Origin of the sequence: uncultured Marixanthomonas sp., from assembly GCF_963974425.1 — a bacterium.
Lineage (GTDB): Bacteria > Bacteroidota > Bacteroidia > Flavobacteriales > Flavobacteriaceae > Marixanthomonas.
On record NZ_CAXBCK010000009.1, the window covers coordinates 17156 to 36527 of the forward strand.

Annotated in this window: 16 protein-coding genes; 10 read left to right on the forward strand and 6 right to left on the reverse strand. The window is 34.6% G+C overall.

The features are described 5' to 3' along the window. Nucleotides 1-29: 29 nt before the first annotated feature. The gene (locus tag AACZ92_RS03695; protein ID WP_339697261.1) at nt 30-722 is read right to left on the reverse strand and encodes an ABC transporter ATP-binding protein; all 693 of its coding nucleotides are present in this window, start codon (nt 720-722) and stop codon (nt 30-32) included. 20 nt (nt 723-742) lie between these two features. Then, on the reverse strand, nt 743-1996 hold the full coding sequence (locus AACZ92_RS03700) for an efflux RND transporter periplasmic adaptor subunit (protein ID WP_339697263.1): 1254 nt from the start codon (nt 1994-1996) through the stop codon (nt 743-745). Nucleotides 1997-2203: 207 nt separating this feature from the next. On the opposite strand from AACZ92_RS03700, the gene AACZ92_RS03705 reads away from it, so the two are divergent. The 4 genes from AACZ92_RS03705 to AACZ92_RS03720 all read left to right on the forward strand — a co-directional run bounded on the left by AACZ92_RS03705 (nt 2204) and on the right by AACZ92_RS03720 (nt 10905). Then, nucleotides 2204-3547: a sigma-54 dependent transcriptional regulator gene (locus AACZ92_RS03705; RefSeq protein WP_339697368.1), complete on the forward strand. Its 1344-nt coding sequence runs from the start codon at nt 2204-2206 to the stop codon at nt 3545-3547. Next, nucleotides 3537-4880: a HAMP domain-containing sensor histidine kinase gene (locus AACZ92_RS03710; protein WP_339697265.1), complete on the forward strand. Its 1344-nt coding sequence runs from the start codon at nt 3537-3539 to the stop codon at nt 4878-4880. The genes AACZ92_RS03705 and AACZ92_RS03710 overlap by 11 nt, the downstream gene beginning before the upstream one ends. A gap of 329 nt (nt 4881-5209) precedes the next feature. Next, complete coding sequence (locus tag AACZ92_RS03715) at nt 5210-6391, forward strand: helix-turn-helix domain-containing protein (protein WP_339697267.1); 1182 nt, start codon at nt 5210-5212, stop codon at nt 6389-6391. A 152-nt stretch (nt 6392-6543) separates the two neighbouring features. Continuing rightward, a complete protein-coding gene (locus tag AACZ92_RS03720; protein WP_339697269.1) occupies nt 6544-10905 on the forward strand; it encodes a carboxypeptidase regulatory-like domain-containing protein in 4362 nt (1453 codons plus the stop codon). Between the two features lie 75 nt (nt 10906-10980). Here the strand turns inward: AACZ92_RS03720 and AACZ92_RS03725 are convergent, their stop codons facing one another. Together AACZ92_RS03725 and AACZ92_RS03730 are read right to left on the reverse strand one after the other, a co-directional pair. Further along, nucleotides 10981-11655, reverse strand: a complete 675-nt coding sequence (locus AACZ92_RS03725) for a LytTR family DNA-binding domain-containing protein (RefSeq protein WP_339697271.1) — start codon at nt 11653-11655, stop codon at nt 10981-10983. Then, the gene (locus AACZ92_RS03730; protein WP_339697273.1) at nt 11652-12554 is read right to left on the reverse strand and encodes a histidine kinase; all 903 of its coding nucleotides are present in this window, start codon (nt 12552-12554) and stop codon (nt 11652-11654) included. The genes AACZ92_RS03725 and AACZ92_RS03730 overlap by 4 nt, the downstream gene beginning before the upstream one ends. Before the next feature lie 298 nt (nt 12555-12852). On the opposite strand from AACZ92_RS03730, the gene AACZ92_RS03735 reads away from it, so the two are divergent. The 5 genes from AACZ92_RS03735 to AACZ92_RS03755 all read left to right on the forward strand — a co-directional run bounded on the left by AACZ92_RS03735 (nt 12853) and on the right by AACZ92_RS03755 (nt 15388). Further along, nucleotides 12853-13143 (forward strand): EF-hand domain-containing protein, encoded by a 291-nt coding sequence (locus tag AACZ92_RS03735; protein ID WP_339697275.1) that lies wholly within the window; start codon nt 12853-12855, stop codon nt 13141-13143. Nucleotides 13144-13229: 86 nt separating this feature from the next. Beyond that, nucleotides 13230-13370 (forward strand): hypothetical protein, encoded by a 141-nt coding sequence (locus tag AACZ92_RS03740; RefSeq protein ID WP_339697277.1) that lies wholly within the window; start codon nt 13230-13232, stop codon nt 13368-13370. After that, on the forward strand, nt 13354-14094 hold the full coding sequence (locus AACZ92_RS03745) for a YHYH protein (RefSeq protein WP_339697279.1): 741 nt from the start codon (nt 13354-13356) through the stop codon (nt 14092-14094). The genes AACZ92_RS03740 and AACZ92_RS03745 overlap by 17 nt, the downstream gene beginning before the upstream one ends. Before the next feature lie 69 nt (nt 14095-14163). Further along, the gene (locus AACZ92_RS03750; protein WP_339697281.1) at nt 14164-14715 is read left to right on the forward strand and encodes a hypothetical protein; all 552 of its coding nucleotides are present in this window, start codon (nt 14164-14166) and stop codon (nt 14713-14715) included. Further along, the gene (locus AACZ92_RS03755; RefSeq protein WP_339697283.1) at nt 14693-15388 is read left to right on the forward strand and encodes an SCO family protein; all 696 of its coding nucleotides are present in this window, start codon (nt 14693-14695) and stop codon (nt 15386-15388) included. The genes AACZ92_RS03750 and AACZ92_RS03755 overlap by 23 nt, the downstream gene beginning before the upstream one ends. Nucleotides 15389-15549: 161 nt before the next feature. On the opposite strand, the gene AACZ92_RS03760 is transcribed toward AACZ92_RS03755, so the two are convergent. Together AACZ92_RS03760 and AACZ92_RS03765 are read right to left on the reverse strand one after the other, a co-directional pair. After that, a complete protein-coding gene (locus AACZ92_RS03760; protein WP_339697285.1) occupies nt 15550-17649 on the reverse strand; it encodes an amino acid carrier protein in 2100 nt (699 codons plus the stop codon). 335 nt (nt 17650-17984) lie between these two features. Next, nucleotides 17985-18902, reverse strand: coding sequence for a hypothetical protein (locus tag AACZ92_RS03765; protein ID WP_339697287.1), 918 nt, complete (start codon nt 18900-18902; stop codon nt 17985-17987). A gap of 77 nt (nt 18903-18979) precedes the next feature. On the opposite strand from AACZ92_RS03765, the gene AACZ92_RS03770 reads away from it, so the two are divergent. Beyond that, complete coding sequence (locus AACZ92_RS03770) at nt 18980-19354, forward strand: RNA-binding S4 domain-containing protein (protein WP_339697289.1); 375 nt, start codon at nt 18980-18982, stop codon at nt 19352-19354. Nucleotides 19355-19372: the final 18 nt, after the last annotated feature.

A 19372-nucleotide genomic window follows, 5' to 3' on the forward strand; every position in this document is an offset into this window, starting at 1 on the left:
ACTGCCTACTGTTTGCTGAATATCGTTAACTATACATTCTTATACTCCGCCAGAATATTCTCTGTCACTTTCTGCCCGTCGAGCATTCTTATAATGCGGTGGCTGTATTTAGCATCGTGCTCGCTGTGCGTTACCATGATGATGGTTGTGCCAGCTTCGTTCAACTCGGTTAATAAATCCATTACTTCATTACCGTTGCTACTGTCTAGATTTCCTGTAGGTTCATCAGCCAAAATAAGCTTTGGGTTGTTTACTACGGCACGTGCAACTGCCACCCGCTGTTGTTGTCCTCCTGAGAGTTGCTGCGGAAAGTGCTTGCGCCGGTGCATAATCTGCATTTTCTCAAGTACTGCGTCTACCCTTTTCTTACGTTCGGCGGGTTTAACGCCTGTATAAATCAACGGTAGTTCAACGTTTTCAAAAACTGTCAGCTCATCAATTAGGTTAAAACTCTGAAACACAAAACCGATATTATGTTTGCGTAAATTAGCACGTTTGCGTTCGTTGAAACCAGCTACTTCAATGCCATTAAACACAAAACTACCTGCGTCAGGATCATCCAATAGACCCAAAATATTAAGTAATGTCGATTTTCCGCATCCAGAAGGTCCCATTACGGCTACAAACTCACCTTCATTTACTGTAAAGGATAGTTTATTTAAGGCAATAGTGCGTACCTCTTCGGTAGCATAGTACTTTTCTAAATCTGTGATTGTTATCATTCCTATCGTTATTAGTGTTTTTATTCTTTTAAAACCAATTCTTGTACGTCGCCATAAGTATCGTAACTACTAGTAATTACTTTGTCACCAGGCTCTAAACCACTTAAAACCTCATAATACTCGGTGTTTTGGCTTCCTAAGTTTATGTCTGTCTTATAAGCAGTATCGCCGTCTTCACTCACTTTAAAAATCCAGTTGCCTCCAGTTTGCTGAAAAAAGCCACCCTTAGGAATTAACAATGCTTGTTTTTCATCGCTCAATGCCAATCGTATTTGCAACGTCTGTCCGCGACGGATTCCTTCTGGCACTTCTTCTCCAAACTGCATATCCACTTGAAAACGGCCATTGTTCACTTGGGTGTATACTTTTTTAATAGCGAGACTGTAGCTTTTTCCATTAAAACTGAAACTTCCCATCTGCCCTGTATAAATTCTCGAAATATAATGTTCGTCAATATCTGCGCGTACTTTAAAACCGCTTAACACATCAATTTGTCCCAATCGCTCTCCTTTATTTTTAGACTGGCCAATTTCGGCATCTAACGAAGTAAGCTGCCCATCAACCGGTGCTTTTACTACGAGATCCGCTACTTTTCTTCGCATTAATTCAAGTGCGTTTTGGGTTCGAGCATAACTGCTTTGCACTTGGCCCTTCTCTTGTTTTACAGCGATAGAATCCTGTTTTAGTATTTGTTTGGAAAGTTGCATACGTTCTTTTTGATACTCGTATTCGTTTTTCGCTTTGATTAAATCCTGCCTGCCTATGGCATCTTTTTCGTATAATTTACTGTTGAGGTCGTATACTCGCTTGGCTTCAATTAAACCACTCTCCACATCGGTATATTGGTTCAACTTATTAATGGTATTTTGCCGCGCTGCGTTTTGCGAAATTTGCATCTGCGTCAAAAGGTTATATACTTGTGTTTCTTGATTTACAAGACTCAATTCTAAATCGGTGTTAGAAAGTCTTAAAATAGGATCGCCTTTTTTAAGTACTGCACCGTCTTCAACAAACTTCTCTTCTACGCGGCCACCTTCCAAAGCATCTAAATAAATAGTGGTTATGGGCAACACAATTCCGTTTACAGGGATATTTTCTTGAAAAACACCTTTTTCAACCGTATTGATACTGATGCGTTCTTTTTCGACGTTCAATTTTGAACCGCCAAACGAGGAAAAAATCACAAAGATGATTAAAGCCAATAACAGAATAGCACCTCCTATAAGTAGTAGTTTTTTGGTAGTGAATCGTTTCTTTTCCAACTGAATGTCCATATAGTATTTTGTTTTTCAATAGTTATATTGTGAATATGATGCCACAAAATTAACGAGTTGTTTTTCAGATGTATATGTTTTATTTAAACATTTAAAGTGTTCGGTTTTGATACACCCCCTGTTCGCTGCCGGTACACTTTCTTTAATTTTTTAATTATGAATTCAGAATTCACAATTAAAAGTTCTGAATTTATTAATATTGTATCTATGCTTCTCCATAATGCCCGAATATTGGTTATTGACGACGATGAGGATGTGCTCATTGCGCTTCGGCTTTTGCTAAAGTCGAAGGTGAAAGAGGTGGTTACCAATAAAAACCCAAATACGATTCAAAGTCTGATGGAGAAACATCAATTTGATGTGGTAATCTTGGATATGAATTTTAACGGCTTGGTAAACACAGGTAACGAAGGAATATTCTGGCTTAACAAAATAAAAAAACAAAAGCCAGAGGTCGATGTTATTCTAATCACAGCTTACGGCGATATAGATTTGGCCATACGGTCTTTAAAAGAAGGAGCTTCCGATTTTCTTGTTAAACCGTGGCAGAACGAAAAAATAATGGAAGCCATTCGGGAGCGGGTTGAAAAACAGCAAAAAAAGCAACTTAAAAAACTATACTTAGATACTGAAACTAAGATAATAGGCGAAAGCGAACCCATGCAAGATGTGTTCGTAAAGCTTAAAAAAGTGGCCCCAACCGATGCCAATATTCTTATTTTAGGTGAAAACGGCACTGGAAAAGACCTTATTGCCAGAGCGATTCACGATAACTCCCTTCGGAAAAACAAACCTTTTGTAAAAGTAGATGTAGGTTCTTTAACCGATACGCTTTTTGAAAGTGAATTATTCGGCTATAAAAAAGGTGCGTTTACAGATGCGCGGGAAGATCGTAAAGGTCGTTTTGAAACTGCAAATGGTGGCACCCTTTTTCTTGATGAAATAGGAAACATAACCCTTCGACAACAGGCACGTTTACTTACTATTTTGCAGAACAGACGGGTAACGCCTCTAGGGTCTAATCAATCTATCCCTATTGATATTCGGCTAATCTGCGCGACCAATGTGTCAATTAGCGATTTGGCCGATGAACAGCGTTTCAGAAAAGATTTAATATATCGTATCAACACCGTAGATATCACCATTCCACCATTACGGGAACGGGGTTCAGATGTCACACTATTAGCGCATTATTTTGTTGATTTTTATGCTGAAAAGTACGGCAAAGGGACTTTTAATTTGTCTTCCAGTTTTATTCAAAAACTGAAAAAACATCACTTTAGCGGAAATGTTCGTGAGTTACAATATGCCTTAGAACGTGCCATTATTATGGCAGAACAAAATACACTAGAAGCCGAAGATTTAACCTTTTCGGCCATCGAATTACCGCAGGTACAAGTTGCTCAAAAAGAAACCAATCTAGATGCTGTTGAAAAGAACACCATCCTGTCCGTGATTGAAAAGAACAACGGGAACATCTCAAAATCTGCAAAAGAATTGGGTATAACACGTGCCGCATTGTACCGCAGACTCCATAAATATGACTTATAAAAGCTACGTATTCTCGCTTACGCTTCGGGTAGTGGGGTTACTCATATCCTTAACACTACTTGCTTTTGGGATTGCTTGGATAAACACGTATGCGATAATAGGAGGTTCCATTTTTTCACTAATTGTAATATATAACTTCTATCGGTTTGTGATAAAACGGTTTGTTGAAATGGACGATTTTTTTGAATCGGTAAAATACCGTGATTTCTCAAGATGGTTTGTCGAAACGAAAGGTCCTCAAGACATTCGCGAACTGCACAAAGGCTTTAACCTTGTAAACAAAACCATCAAAGCAATCGATAGCGAACGACAGGCGCAGTTTGTCTATCTTCAAAAAATATTGGAGATGGTAAACATAGGCATTATCGCTTATAATGTAGAAAGTGGCGACGTACTTTGGGCAAACGATTCCTTTTTAAAGACGCTGGATTTCCCTTCCTTTAAAAATATAAGTTTTGTTGAAAAAAGGAGACCAAATATTTACGATGAGTTGTTTGAAACGTACCATTCCAATACCGCTTCGGTTACTTTGGAGATGAGACAGGAAACGCTAAAAGTCCTTATTTCAGATACGGTTTTTGAAATGGAAGAACATTCTTTTAAGCTTATTGTGCTTCAGAATATAGAAGAAACCTTGAATAGAAACGAAAGTGAAGCCTGGAAAAAGCTGTTAAGTGTAATGACGCACGAAATCATGAACAGCATAGCACCGATCACTTCTTTGGCGGAAACCCTTCAGAATAACATTCAGGACTCTATGGCACACCCTGAAACCGATAATTTGGAATTAGAAGATGTTAATGCCGGTCTCAATAGCATTAAAAAGCGAAGCGAGGGCTTGATGAAATTTGCTAAAACCTACAGAAGTCTCAATAAAGTTACCCACGTAAATAAAACTAAAATCAAAGCTTCCGATTTGTTCAGCAGCATAAGCGAATTAATGATACCTTCTTTTGAAGAAAAAGAAATTGAGCTTACGTTTAAGCTGAAAGACCCTAATCTTGTTTTTGAAATCGACTCTTACCTAATTGAACAAGTACTTATCAATCTTATTTTAAATGCCATCGATGCTACCGAAATGGTTTCCAATCCGCAGATTGTGGTTTCAGCAAATATAGGTCATAAAGGAACTGCCCAAATACGGGTTATGGACAACGGTGGTGGTATTCCAACTGAAATAATGGACAGTATTTTTATACCATTTTTTAGTACCAAAAAAACCGGAAGTGGTATTGGCCTGAGTCTTTGCAAACAGATTATGTTATTACACGGTGGTAAAATACAATTACGTAGTTCTGAGAACAAAGGGACAGAAGTGAGTTTAGTGTTTTAATTTTTGGAATGTATTGATGTAACTTTCATAACAAATATTAAAACAGCAGTTCTACTTATCACCTAAATCCTTGTATATTAGTAGTTTACTCCTCTACCAATATAATTCCTTTTTTCAACACGATTCAAGCCGCTATTAATTGAGTTTAAGGTTAATATTTAAGTATGTTGTCTTTTGGAAACTGTATCTCCCAAATGTTCCACTTTAGCCATCTTCAAAAATATTATATCTCATAATTATAAACTTTAACAAGAAACCCGATTAATTACTAATAACGTATTATTTATAAAGGTTAATTTTATGCACTCTTTACGTTAATACATTAATACATGTTTCCTATAATTGAATCCTACTTTTCTATTTTGATGCTTTTTGGTGCTTCACAAGCACTTATGGGTATGTTTTTATTACTTAAAAGAAAACAAAAACCATTTTCAAACAATTTACTTGCACTACTTTTATTAGCATGGGGGTTTTCTTGTTATTGGTTCTTTGCTTTCATTGACGAAGGTCCTTTCTTTAGCGTTACCGTTACCACGTTTATCGGTCCTATGCTAGCCCTAACTCTGTTTCCACCAGTATTTCTGTATGCTAAATATCTATTTTACGAATACAAAAGTTTTCAGAAAATTGATCACCTTCATTTTATACCTATATACCTTTATACAGGTTTCACCCTATACCTTTATTTTGATAGTAATTTTTCTATAAGCAATATGAGACAACATGAGTGGTACCACTTAAGAGAGGTTGTATGCTCATATTTGGCTACATTCTTGGGGCCATTCTATTTTATAAAAACTAACCAAATATTAAAGTTACGACAGCAGATGCTCAAAGAAGAGTATTCTGAAATTGAGAGTCGCAAATTGGAGGGTTTCCAAATTATCAATTACAGTTTTGCTTTAGTCTTTATAATTGGTGGCATCTCTACTATTGTTGAAAACACTTATATAAACCCTTACATTCTATATATGGCATACCACGCCGTACTTGCAGTAAGCATATTTTATATAACATTAATGATTTATAAATATCCTATAGTTTTTAATAGAGTAAAAAAAACCTCTGAAGTCTTTAATAAAAGAGCTTCACAGGCTAAAAAAATAGATAAAAATTCCTTCTTACGTAATGTTCAAATTCTTGATGAAAATGATAGCACTAAAGAGGAACTTATTATAACTAAAATTGAAAAAGTGATGCGGGATCAAAAGCTTTATAAAAATCAAAATTTTAGTTTAAATAACCTTGCTGAAGCAATCTCTGAAAGCAGAAATGCTATTTCCCATGCACTCAATAATAGGTTAAATAAAACATTTTATAATTATATAAACGAACTACGTATTGAAGAGAGTAAACGCTTACTCTCTGATAAAAGCCTACTACATTTCACTATTGAAGGAATAGCTACTGAATCGGGTTTTAAAACTATTTCTGTATTCTACAGGTTCTTTAAAGATGTTGAAAAAGTAACTCCAGCGGTATATCGCAAATCAGTAGTAAATAGCTAAAAAACTAGCAAACAACTATGTATATTTTATATATATGTGTTTGGGACTAAAAGGAGTAATATAATTTGTATGATTGAAGTTAAACCAATTAGTTTGTTAGACATTTTTTGCATTCTTCCTGATTGCATTTAACCTTTTAAATAACTCAATTAATGAAAAAATTTTACTTAATCTTTCTGCTCACTTTATTTACAACATTAGCTTGGGCACAAAACATAAGTAGTTCAAACAATCAAGGTCTTTTACAACCTTTTAATGATGATGTAGAATTACATGACGATTTTGAACGAGATAACCTAGAAGGATGGACTTCCTTAGATGTAGATGGATATAATACAGCTGGTTCCTTTCACGAGTTTCCAGGGAAAGGCGGACCCATGGGTTTTGTTGTTTACACTCCTACACAAACTAATCCACCGAATGAATTTGAAGAATTTATTCCACATTCAGGTGAAAAGTATTTCGCAAGTATTTCATCTTACGATGGCCCCGTGAACGATTGGCTTATATCTGACGAACTAGACATTCATCAAGGAGGAACCCTATCGTTCTACGCCAGAAGTTCTTTCGACTTTAGTGGTAACGATGAGTTTAAAGTAGGATATTCTGCTACAGGTACTAGCACTGAAGACTTTATTCTTTTTAACAATGGCAATACCACCTCAACCACATTAACATGGACAAAATATGAATATGAGATTCCTGCTGGTGCTAAACACTTAGCTATAAATTGTGTATCGCAAGCTAATATGTTTCTATTAGATGATATAGAGTTTACACCTAATGTTGACAATTTAGCACCAAATATTATAACCGATTTTTCAGTAGGTACTGATCTAACCAATGATATCCAAGCAATTTTCGACTGGAAAAACCCTACTATTGATTATGCAGGTAATGCACTTGGTAATATGACCGGGGTGAAGGTTTACAGAGGAACACATCCTATGAATCTTACTGAAATTGCCGATTTACCTTCCTCAGCAGGGCAAAATATGACATACACTGATATTCTACCCGAAGGAGAATCCTACATTCACAGGTTTGTTCCTTATAATGATTCTGGTGACGGTAAAATATATGATACTCCAATAACATTTTTTGGATACGAAACCGTACCCGGTGCACCAACTAATATAATATTTACTCAAAACGGAAGTTTGCAAAATGTGATTTCCTGGGATGAAGTAGATTACGGTGAATTAGGAGGCCCTTTAGAAAACCCTGTGGTAGGTTATACGATAACACGAAGCTTAGGGGATGACATCGAAACCTTGGCCGAAATGCACAGCAGTACTACATATACTGAAACAGAAATTCCTGAATTAAACTTATATACTTATACCATAACTGCCCAAACAAGTCCCGCTGATCTTGGAAAACCTGGAGTAGTGTCGGCGTACTCAGGTATGGAAGAAAATCAAGTTTCCATAACTACTGGCGATGAGGCATCTGATCAAGCTTTTGAACTTAGTAGAAATACTATTATTTCTCAAAGTATTTATAAACCTGAAGAAATTGGCAATAGTGGTCTTATTACTTCGCTCTCTTATTTTGGAAATTTGGGGGCTAGCACGACAACTCGTTATAAAATATACATGAGTGTTACAAATCGTGAAACATTTGGAACAAGTCTTTACAATGCAGTTTGGGAATATTTTGGAGATCAAAAGCTTTTATTTGACGGAGAGGTTGAGTTTCTTGAAGGACGTAATGCCATAAACATTGAGCTAGATCAACCTTTTTATTATGATGACAGCAATAATGAAAATATAATTATAACCATAGTAAAACCATTAATAGAAAATGTTCCTAGTGTAAATCCGAGGGAATTTTATAATACTCCGGTTGAAGATATGCGTACTTATTATGCAAAAGGATATACTATTGACCTCAGTGAAGTTACAACTCAGCCAGGGTCTTGGACAACAGAGGAGGTGAATACCATTCCAAGTATTGTTATGGAAAAGAAAACAGATTATGGTAGTTTGGCAGGCGAAGTTACTATGGCTAGCGATGGTTCTCCTTTAGAAGATGTAACTGTAACCATTACTCCCGAAGGTTCTTCAACTTATCAAATTGAAACGACAACAACTAATCAATCGGGTGAATATACTATCCCGGCGCTTATCGCTGGAGATTATTTAGCCACTTTTAGTAAAGACTCCTATAATTCATTTGAAACAACCTTTACTATTGAAGCTAACGAACAGCTTACACTCGATGCCACTCTCGATAACTCTCTTCCTATATTAATTTCAGGAAATGTAATAGATTCTGATGGTAATGGAATAGAAGGGATAAACTTAAACTTAAATGGGTTTTCAAACTTTACTACTACCAGTGATGCTACTGGAAACTTTACCTTAGAAGCTTTTGCCGAAAAACAATACGATTTTCAAGCAATACATCCTTTATATGGAACTGAATCAATGTCCATTACAACTGAAGAAGGTAATTACAGCCTTGACCCTATTACTCTTGAAATAGCACCACACAAACCTAGTAATATTGTGGCTGTGAATAATAATGGCATTGGTGAAGTAGAATGGAATATTCCAGTTGGTTATTATAATGAAACCATGTTAGGTTGGGGTACTTTTGACACTGCTGGAGACTCATGGAGTAATGGAGGCGAGACATTCATTGCTGGAATTAGATTAGAACCTTCAGATTTACAAGCGCAAGTAACAGAAGATGCAGAACTCACTCACGTAAAAGCATATTTTGCGAGCAATGCTGAAGTTATTATAAAAGTTTTTGAAGGCGAAAATGGTGAAAACCTTATTCATTCGCAACCAGCCTCGATTCCAAACGAAGATTGGTATGTATTTGAGCTTACAAAATCTCTTCAAGTTGATGATACTAAAGAGTTATGGATAGGTATAGAATTTATAGCAGGAGAGTATGGCTCATACCCAATGGGACTTGATGATGGACCAAACGCACCAAATAAAAAAGGAAGTATGTTATATGAAAATGGTGAATGGAGAGGCATGAGTCTTACCAATAAAAATTGGAACATATATGGTATATTAAATAATACGATGGAGGCCAATCCATCAGGATATAAAGTATACAGAAGTCCTGCAACAGTGGATAACTGGACAGAACTTACTACAGACCCTATAACAACGACCTCTTATAATGATGCTTCTTTAGAAAACGAAGATCCAGATATGTACAAATATGGAATTACTGCGCAATATCCTAATGAGCTAATTTCAGAAATGGGTATTTCAAATGAAATTCAACATAATTTATTATTTGATTTTGCTATAGATATATATCCCGATTTTGGTACTGCGGACGGTGCCTATATTTCAATATGGAATGACAATAATTTTGCTGAAGCAATTGTTACTTCTTCATCTTCAGTTACGTTCTCAAACTTATTACGGGGAGACTATAACGTTAGAGTAGAAATGGACAATTATGAAATTGTAGAGCTCTCAGATGTTGTAGTTGAAGATAATAGCACTACTTCTATTGCATTGAACCTCCTTAAAGTTCAGCCTTCAAATTTAACCGCTACTCAGATTGAAAACTCTACATCTGTAACTCTTGATTGGAATTTGAATGACACATACACCGATCAAGTTGAAAAATACGATGACTTTGAACGTGATAATATAGGAAATTACACATTAAAAGATTTAGATGGTCTTGGTACTCATACTTATACTGATTTTAACTGGCCTAATGCTGGCACTCCCATGTCATTTATGGTTTTTAACCCGCATGCAACTACACCATCAGTAACTATAGATGCTTTTTCAGGACGTAGATTTTTAAGTGCCTTGGCTGGTCCAGATGGTGCCAACAATGATTGGCTTATAATTCCTGCAGGAAATGGTGAGTTCTCCTTTATGGCAGCATCATTAGTAGGTTCGGAGCCGGAAAGTATGCGAGTTTTATATTCTACTACAGGAACAGAAGTTTCAGATTTTACAGCTTTTGAAGGTGAAATAACCGTTCCAGGAAACTGGACCGAATATTCTTTTGATGCTCCTACTGAAACTAAATATGTAGCTATTAACTATGTAAGTAATGATAGTTATTTTCTAAAAATAGATGATTTAACTTATGAAAAACCATATAGTCATGTTCTTTCTTATAATGTATACCTTGATGGAGAGTTAGTTTCAGAAAATTTAACTGAAACAAGTTTTGTACTCCAAGATCTATCAAGTGAAACACACCTTGCAGAGGTTGAAGCAGTTTATGAAACTGGGCTTTCAGAAAAAACAGAAATTGAACTAGGTCTATTGAATATTAGCGATAGCAATAAGAGTAAATTTAGTATTTACCCTAACCCTACAAATGGTAAGTTTTCATTAGAGCTTGAAAATAACGCTACGGTTAGCATTTTAGATATGCGTGGTAGAGTTCTATATTCTGATGAGAAAAAAGCTGGAATCTCTAATATGGACCATAAGCTTTCCTCTGGAACGTATATTATTCAAGTACGAACTGCAGAAGGAACTGCTTCTAAAAAATTGATTTTCTTATAATTTAGTGTTCTTTGTTTAATTGTAAAAAAAGAGGGTCTAGACCCTCTTTTTTTTATTATAAATAATAAGTTATTATTAAAACAGCTTACTTTTAATCACCTCAAAATAACTATCACTAACAGGTATTTTCACATCCTTAATCAATAGTTTTCTACCCTTTAAGCCTGAAACTTTTTGTCCATTTACAATGTAGGACCTATGTACTCTTAAAAAGACTTTAGGTAGGGTAACCATAAGTTTACTAAGAGACTGATTTGCTATTAATTTCTTTCCGTTTTCCAAGTAATAGTGTACATATTCACTATCACTTTCTATGTATAAAATATCTGTTGGAAGTATTTTATGAAGGTCATACCCCGATTTTATGATGATATTTTCATTAACATCCATTTCCTTGGTAGGATATTTTTCTACTGCAATCAAAAATCGATTAAAGGTTATGGGTTTTAGCAAATAATCCAAGGCATTCAGTTCAAATCCTTTGAGAGCATATTCGGAATAAGCAGTTGTGAAAATGGTTTTAGTTTCAAGTTTAGTAATTAGTTCGGCAAAATCTGTCCCTTTAATTTCAGGCATTTGTATATCCAAAAATAAGAGGTCTATCGTATTTTTTTTTATAAAAGATAATGCTTCTATCGGGTTTTCAAAAGAACCTTTAAATTCCAAAAAAGGAACTTTTTCTACATAGGTTTGCAATAGCGTTCTTGCTAGTTCTTCATCGTCTATTATAATACATTTAATTGTATTCAATGTATGTTTACTTTTAAATTAACTCTAAAGGTATTCGTTTTTTCGATAAGCAACTGGTGTTTTTCTGGGTAGAGTAAATCCAATCTCTTTTGTACATTTTGTAGCCCAATGCCTCCTTGATCATCTTTTATAATAGTTTCGGAAGGCAAACTATTTTCTATAAAAAAGGTAATAGTATTTTCTTCTGCTTTAAGGGAAATATTTACAAAACTATCTCCTCTTTTTTCAATCCCACTATGCTTAAACGCATTTTCAATAAAAGGAACAAAAAGCATAGGTGCAACCATAATAGTGTTATTTTGGACATCATCAGTAAAGATAATATTGAACTTTTTACTACTTTTAAGCTTAAATAAATTAATAAAATTAGTAATGTATTCTAGTTCTTTTCGCAAAGGAACTTCTGGCCTTTCACAATCATATAATACATAACGTAACATTTCAGATAGTGTACTAATACCTTCTTGTGTTTTTTCAGAATTTGTAACTGATAATGCATAGATATTATTCAATGCATTAAATAGAAAATGTGGATTAATTTGCATTTTCAGGAATTTCAACTCAGTTGCCATTAATTCTGCTTTTGCAAAAGCAATACCCTTCTCTTTTTCCTGAGCGTATATAAATGTTTCTAAAAGCACTGCTGTTGCACAGGAAATAGTTAATACCAATAAATTAACAAAAAATCGTGATGGTATATTATAAGGCGGTCTTGCCATTTCTCCCACAGGAGGTCGCTCTATAGGATGTGGCCCAAATTCTGCAGAAATATATGCACTTAATAATAGTATTGGAGCAATGAAAACAATAAAATAAACATACTTTTTTTTGAATAAAAATTGTGGTACTGCATAATAAATCAATCCTAAAAGGAGCAATACCTGAAGTAAAAAAGCCAATACATTTGCTTTAATAAATATCAATTCACCTCCCGTAGAAAACCAAAGCACACACCATATTCCTAACCAGGTAAAGACTTGATATATGTATCTCTTAAATAAATTCATACTGCAAATAAAGTAAATTAAATTTCAACAAACCTTCAAAATGAGGTGTTTTGAATAGGTGATTAAAACTGTTTACAGTACGAGAAAAGCCATTCACTTAAAATTAGAGCCCATTGGTTGAAAGCTCACTTTCTGTATTTAACTATTGTTCATCTTTGGAGTCATAGAAGTGTAACATAAAACAAAATATATGAAAACAATAAATTTAAAAACAGGATTAATAACCGTAGCATTTTGCATTTGTTTTGTAGCGATATCAAATGCTCAAGAACAAGGCAGTGATTTAAAAGAACCACCCACATTTACTCAACTATTGAAAGAAATGGATAAAAACGAAGATGGAAAGCTTGCAAAAGCAGAATTAAAAGGACCACTGAAAGATAATTTTTCAAAAATTGATTCTAACGATGATGGTTTTATCTCTGAAAAAGAATTTAAAAATGCTCCAAAGCCAAAAGGTAGAAAGCAAAGAAGTAACTAATAATTTTTGTTGATTAGGTAGTTTGTTTAGCTAAAAGCTTCATAATTAATTATGAAGCTTTTAATTAAATTATAAACTGACAGAATATGAAATTGATAAAATTATTTGAGATGGATTTCAATTTATTCCCAGCGGGTTCAGTTGTTTTCAAAAAAACTGAACTCGATATAAAAGACATACAAGTAAATACTAATTTAAAAGTAGAGAAAAATGAAAAATCTGATTAAATCTTCAACTTTAATAACAGCTTGTTTTGTATCAATTATAGCTTGTTCAAGTGATGATTCAACCACTCAAGAAGAGGAAGAAACTGTAACAGAATTACACGCTGCGTTCTCAGCGTTTAATCCAGAAGCCACCACTATTTATTTGGATGGATCAAATGTTGTTATAGAGACTACAGGACTGCCCAATCATGAAACTGTCTACTGGGGAGATGGGCATCCGTTTTACATAGAAGAGCCAACGGTTGAACGTACACCAAGTATTATGTCTAGTAATAACAATGCAGTAACTATTACTGTAGATGCAACACCAAATTTAACTGGAAACACCGTAGCTACACAGCTAAACACCATTGGTATTGCAGTTAGTGGCGCATCTATATTTAATGATCAAGAAGGAAACGGACCCTTAACACAAGCCGCTGCTAGTTTAGATTGGACGGGGGCCCACATTGGCCCAGGAGTGTATCACTATCATTTAGAGCCCAAAGCATTTACAAATGATGATGATAATTTAGTAGGTATTCTGCTCGATGGAGTATTTATATATGGAAGAAAGTGTAATGCTACCGGCACTTATCCAACAGATTTGGACGCTTCTGGCGGCCATACAACTACAACGCAATATACATCAGGAGAAGAGGAATATCATTATCATATTATCAACGAACTGTATTCTAACACAGGCTCCTATATTGCTTTTACAGGACCTTACCAAGGATATTAATGTGGTATTATGAAAATAATTTTTATTCTATTCTATATTTTTTTATCGCTTACTAGCTGTAATAAACCTATGGTTCATGAAAATGAAATTGATAGTAAATTTGGAAAAACAATTGTTATTAAAAGTATAGAGGTGTTAAAAAGGAAATTGACTCTAAACCAAATTGAAGGCAATTGGTATTATGAAAATAATCTTTTTTCTGGTTATTCAGTTTCCTTTTACTCCAATGATACATTAGCCGAAAAGCTTGGTTTTGTTAATGGTAAAAGAGAAGGAGTTGCTAGAAGGTGGTCAGAAAACGGTGTACTTAGAGTTGAATCCTATTATAAAGAAAACCGATTGAATGGGATATATAAAACTTGGTGGGAAAACGGTGCCTTAGCATCACAAACCAATTATATAAACAATGTTAAGCAAGGAATAGAAAATGAATGGTATAACACAGGGCAAATTGCTAAAGAAAGGCAACTTGTGGATGGAATTGAAAACGGCATGCAAAAAGCATGGTTGGAAAATGGGAAGTTATATATTAATTACGAAGCTAAAAATGGACGTATTTTTGGTATGCGAAGAGCAAATTCGTGCTATAAGTTAGAAGATGAAATCATTATTACCAATTAACCTAAATAAGCTATTTATACTGTTGCTTCTAGTAAACTTTATAGGTTGTAAAAACAAAATTAAAAAGGAAGATATTAAAGTTGCTGAAACGAGCAGATCTGAATATCTACCTTATTATAATGAAGAATCGTTTACACCAAATTGGCTAATACCAAATAGTGAAGAGGAGATTAATTTCCATAAAATTCCAGATTTCAAGTTAGTTAATCAATTAGGAGATACGGTTACTCAAAAAACATTCGACAATAAAATATACATCACCGACTTCTTTTTCACCATTTGCCCAGGTATATGTCCGCAAATGACTGATAATATGTTTAAGCTACAAGAAAAATTTAAAAATGACCAAGACGTTCTTTTACTTTCACATTCAGTTATGCCAACTACAGATTCAGTTTCAGTTTTACAAGAATATGCTAAAAACCATGGAGTTATTGATGAAAAATGGCATCTCGTTACAGGAGATAAAACAGAAATTTATACGTTGGGAAGAGATTCTTATTTTGTAGAAAATGATTTGGGAGAACCAAAAAGCATTGAGGATTTTCTACATACTGAAAACTTTTTGCTAATCGATAAAAGCAAACACATAAGAGGCATTTATAATGGATTAAATAGAGCTTCGATTGCACAATTGATAACGGATATCAAGACTTTACAAATTGAAAAATAGTGAGACACTTATTAGAGGAACTCTGTATTCTAGCTGAAAATTTTAACTGATGGCGTAAACATTATATCCATCATTTCTAATACTTTACAGATAGTTTCTTTCAACAAAACCGACTCGGTTTTGTTTTACTGAGTCGGTTTTTTTAAAAATATGTGTTTGTGTTATGCTTTTTTAAATTTCGAACTTATATACAATTCTCCTTTTTTAAGTCTTTCCCAATAAGCTACCATATCAGCTTGTATCTCAGGGGACATAATATAAAGTCCTATTATATTCGGGAACGACATGGCTAAAATCATCATATCAGAAAAACTTAACACGGCTCCTAAACTTGCGGATGCTCCTAATACCACGAATAACAAAAACATCACTTTGTAAATAAGCTCGGATTGTTTACTACGTCCAAATAAGTATGTCCACGAACGCATCCCGTAATATGACCAAGAGACCATGGTTGAAAAAGCAAATAAAAATACGGCAAAGGCGAGTACCGCTGGGAACCAAGAGATTACACTTCCAAAGGCATCTGAGGTTAATTCTACACCTCCAAGGCCGCCATCTACTTCGTGCATACCTGTAAAAATTAACACTAAGGCCGTCATGGTACAAACAACCATCGTATCTATAAATGGTTCTACTAAAGAAGTAAAACCATCAGCTATAGGATTATTAGTTTTAGAAGCACTGTGAGCGATAGCTGCCGATCCTACTCCAGCTTCACTAGAAAATGCAGCTCGCTGCAACCCAATAATAAGAACTCCTATAAAACCACCTTTTAGGGCATCGGCTGAGAAAGCACCGTTAAATATCGCTGAAAAAGCACCTCCAATATTTTCAATATGAGTTCCTATTACTACAAGACATCCCACTATATAAACTATAGCCATAAAAGGTACTACCTTTCCGGTTACGCGTGCAATACTATTAATACCTCCAATGATAACCACACCTACTAGTACCGCAAAGAAAACTCCAAACCAAAAGCCGTATCCTTCTAAGAAGGGAAGCTGTTCCGATACTATTTTAAAAGCTTGATTGGACTGTAACATATTACCACCTCCAAATGAAGCGATAACTCCTAAGAGGGCGAATAAAGCGGCTAAAAATTTACCCAAGCCTTTTAAATTTCTTTTTTCCAGACCGTAGCGCAAATAATTCATTGGGCCTCCAAAAATACGGCCATTCTCAATAATACGATATTTTACTCCCAGCGTACATTCGGCAAATTTTAATGACATTGCAAAGAACCCAGCCATAAACATCCAAAAGGTCGCTCCTGCTCCTCCTAACGATATTGCTACTGCCACTCCAGCTATATTACCAAGACCAACAGTTGCGGAAACTGCAGTTGCCATTGCTTGAAAGTGTGTAATTGTACCCGGAGCATCAGGGTCGTCATACTTCCCTCTTGCTAAGTCAATAGAGTGTTTAAAACCTCTAATATTTACAAAACCAAGACGGAATGTAAAAAAGATACTTCCTAAAATTAACCAAATAACAATAAATGGGATGGTATTTGTTTTTATATCGCCATTAGGATATTGTAATGGTTGTGGTTCATCATATTCCACTAAAGCCAACATATGAGCCCCTTGTTCTATAACATCGGTTGCGCTATTGGGGTTGAATATCTCATTGCCTTCAGCTACTAAATATTTCAATTTCCCATTCACTGCAGCATAAACCGGAGATGTATCCCCATTACTCGTTTCTAATATTGCTATTTCATCGCCTTCATTTACGAGTTCTCCTTCAGCAACTATCCATTTTTTTAAATGATACGTGTTTTCTGTTGTAGCTTCCCAATTGGGGATTGGTATTTGTTTATATTCTGTATAAACTACTGGATCATAAATCCCTAGATTAGCAAAAGGATCCCAAAAAAGTATATCTCCTAAAAAATCAACTGCAGGTTGCACTTTGCTGTTAAAGGTTTCTGTAATTGATTCGGTGGGTATTTTAAAGATTTTTGAGACGGTATTTCCAGCAGCGTCTGTAACTACAACTGAATGTTGCATACCTTCAATAAGCTTGGTCGATTTTTTAGATTCTAATGAAGTTGATTGATTACTCCATTTATATTGATAAGGAGCTTTGCCACCTTCAACCTCTATCGTTGCAACTCCATCATTAATTTCTTTAGAGGGATTATTCAGCTCAATTGCTATCGTCAAATTTGTTCCCGTATCATTTTGGGCATTTAAATTGCAAATAGCAATTAAAAACAATACTGGAGTAATTAAACTTTTTATATATTTCATATATAAATTAAACTTTTTTTGAAAATTAAATAATAAAAATTATTTTTAAAGCTGCAAACTTAACAATTATGCAATAAAATGACAAAGAAACTAAAAATCATTGCTTAATTAAAAAACCCATACTTAACAGATGGTTATTAACATTCTTAAAATAGTCATTGTTAGCCTAATATACTAAAGAGTTAATACAAAAGTTAACCAAGTCAAGTTTTTAAATAGTCCTTTTTCAAAAAATTAATAACGAGTGTTTAATTCGTAAAGTTAACTATTACTATAAAAAAACACCCCTCAAAAGATATACTCTTGAGGGGTGTTTTTAGTTTTTATTAAATAATTTAACTGTCAGAGTCTAAGTAATTAGGGATTCCATCATTATCACTATCCATAAAGATAATGTTTCCATCATCATCAAACTCCACCTCAACACTAGTAGCTACACCATCACCGTCATCATCACCATCAATATAATTTGGTACTCCATCACCATCGGTGTCATCATCTTCTTCTATACCATTTTCATTTAAATCTTCTAAAGTGGAAACAACACCATCTTCATCTTGGTCACCAATTTCAACCTCATAAAGTTTAAAAGTAAAAATAAGTTGATCGTATAGCTCTATTCCAGCTCCTAGAGGAGGGTTACTAAAATAACCCAAACCACTTGGTATAAATGCGGCACCAACTCCGAAGTTCTCGAACGTAATAGTTCCGTCTGGATTTTCTACAGTTAATTCAGGATCTGCTCCATTAAATTCAATCATTGCTTCTTGCAGACCATTTATTATTTGCGTTAAATCAAACTTTACAGGAGAAGTTGAGCCATCAAAAACTTCGTTGTTTCGCATTGTTATTCCGGTATAAGAATTTACTGCCAAATCAGGGAAGTTAGGAGATGCCCCTTCACCTTGTCTTGCTTTTAGAATGTATAAATCGTAGAATACATCTTCATCTATTCGATCTTGCACAGATTTTGAAACAACTTGATCCATTAAAGGAGTTTTATTAGCATTATCTCCCGCTATAGTATCAAATTTTATAGTATAATCAAAACCTTCTGGTGGGCTATTAAATTCTTCGTAGTTATAAAAATGGGTTTCTAAATACGTAATTATATCAGCTTCTGCTTCAATTGCCTCTTCCCCCCTATCGCGCGGTGGTACTGTATCAACTCCTCCATCATCTTTTTTACAGGAAAAAAGTAAAAGAGCACCTAAAAGTGCAGTAAATAGTATAAAATTGTTTTTTCTCATCATATTTTTTTTCGGGGCGGAAAGATACAATTTTCCGTTATTTTTGCAGTACGTATTAACGTAGATTTTTGAACAGTATTATGAGAGTTGATAAATATTTATGGTGTATCCGTTATTATAAAACCCGAAGCATTGCTACTAAAGCATGTAAAAAAGGAGCCGTACAAGTTAATGGTGATGGGGTAAAACCAGCACGTGATGTATATCCAGGTGATAAAATTAGGGTTCGGAAAAACCAAATTAACTACGAACTTGAAGTACTGGATTTACCTAAAAATAGATTGGGTGCAAAGTTGGTTGACATATATAGAAAGGACATAACTCCAAAAGAAGCTTTTGAAGGTCAAGAAATGTTACAATATGCTAAAAAACATTATCGAAAAAAAGGAACGGGCAGACCTACTAAAAAAGACCGAAGAGATTTGGAAGATTTTACAGACTCCCAAGAAGAATAATACCCCTGTCTTTTACTA

What these genes read in the sequence shown, in the direction of transcription:
- AACZ92_RS03695 (WP_339697261.1), bottom strand. Translation starts at nt 722, where the DNA reads ATGATAACAATCACAGATTTAGAAAAGTACTATGCTACCGAAGAGGTA.
- AACZ92_RS03700 (WP_339697263.1), bottom strand. Translation starts at nt 1,996, where the DNA reads ATGGACATTCAGTTGGAAAAGAAACGATTCACTACCAAAAAACTACTA.
- AACZ92_RS03705 (WP_339697368.1), top strand. Translation starts at nt 2,204, where the DNA reads ATGCTTCTCCATAATGCCCGAATATTGGTTATTGACGACGATGAGGAT.
- AACZ92_RS03710 (WP_339697265.1), top strand. Translation starts at nt 3,537, where the DNA reads ATGACTTATAAAAGCTACGTATTCTCGCTTACGCTTCGGGTAGTGGGG.
- AACZ92_RS03715 (WP_339697267.1), top strand. Translation starts at nt 5,210, where the DNA reads ATGTTTCCTATAATTGAATCCTACTTTTCTATTTTGATGCTTTTTGGT.
- AACZ92_RS03720 (WP_339697269.1), top strand. Translation starts at nt 6,544, where the DNA reads ATGAAAAAATTTTACTTAATCTTTCTGCTCACTTTATTTACAACATTA.
- AACZ92_RS03735 (WP_339697275.1), top strand. Translation starts at nt 12,853, where the DNA reads ATGAAAACAATAAATTTAAAAACAGGATTAATAACCGTAGCATTTTGC.
- AACZ92_RS03740 (WP_339697277.1), top strand. Translation starts at nt 13,230, where the DNA reads ATGAAATTGATAAAATTATTTGAGATGGATTTCAATTTATTCCCAGCG.
- AACZ92_RS03745 (WP_339697279.1), top strand. Translation starts at nt 13,354, where the DNA reads ATGAAAAATCTGATTAAATCTTCAACTTTAATAACAGCTTGTTTTGTA.
- AACZ92_RS03750 (WP_339697281.1), top strand. Translation starts at nt 14,164, where the DNA reads ATGGTTCATGAAAATGAAATTGATAGTAAATTTGGAAAAACAATTGTT.
- AACZ92_RS03755 (WP_339697283.1), top strand. Translation starts at nt 14,693, where the DNA reads ATGAAATCATTATTACCAATTAACCTAAATAAGCTATTTATACTGTTG.
- AACZ92_RS03760 (WP_339697285.1), bottom strand. Translation starts at nt 17,649, where the DNA reads ATGAAATATATAAAAAGTTTAATTACTCCAGTATTGTTTTTAATTGCT.
- AACZ92_RS03765 (WP_339697287.1), bottom strand. Translation starts at nt 18,902, where the DNA reads ATGATGAGAAAAAACAATTTTATACTATTTACTGCACTTTTAGGTGCT.
- AACZ92_RS03770 (WP_339697289.1), top strand. Translation starts at nt 18,980, where the DNA reads ATGAGAGTTGATAAATATTTATGGTGTATCCGTTATTATAAAACCCGA.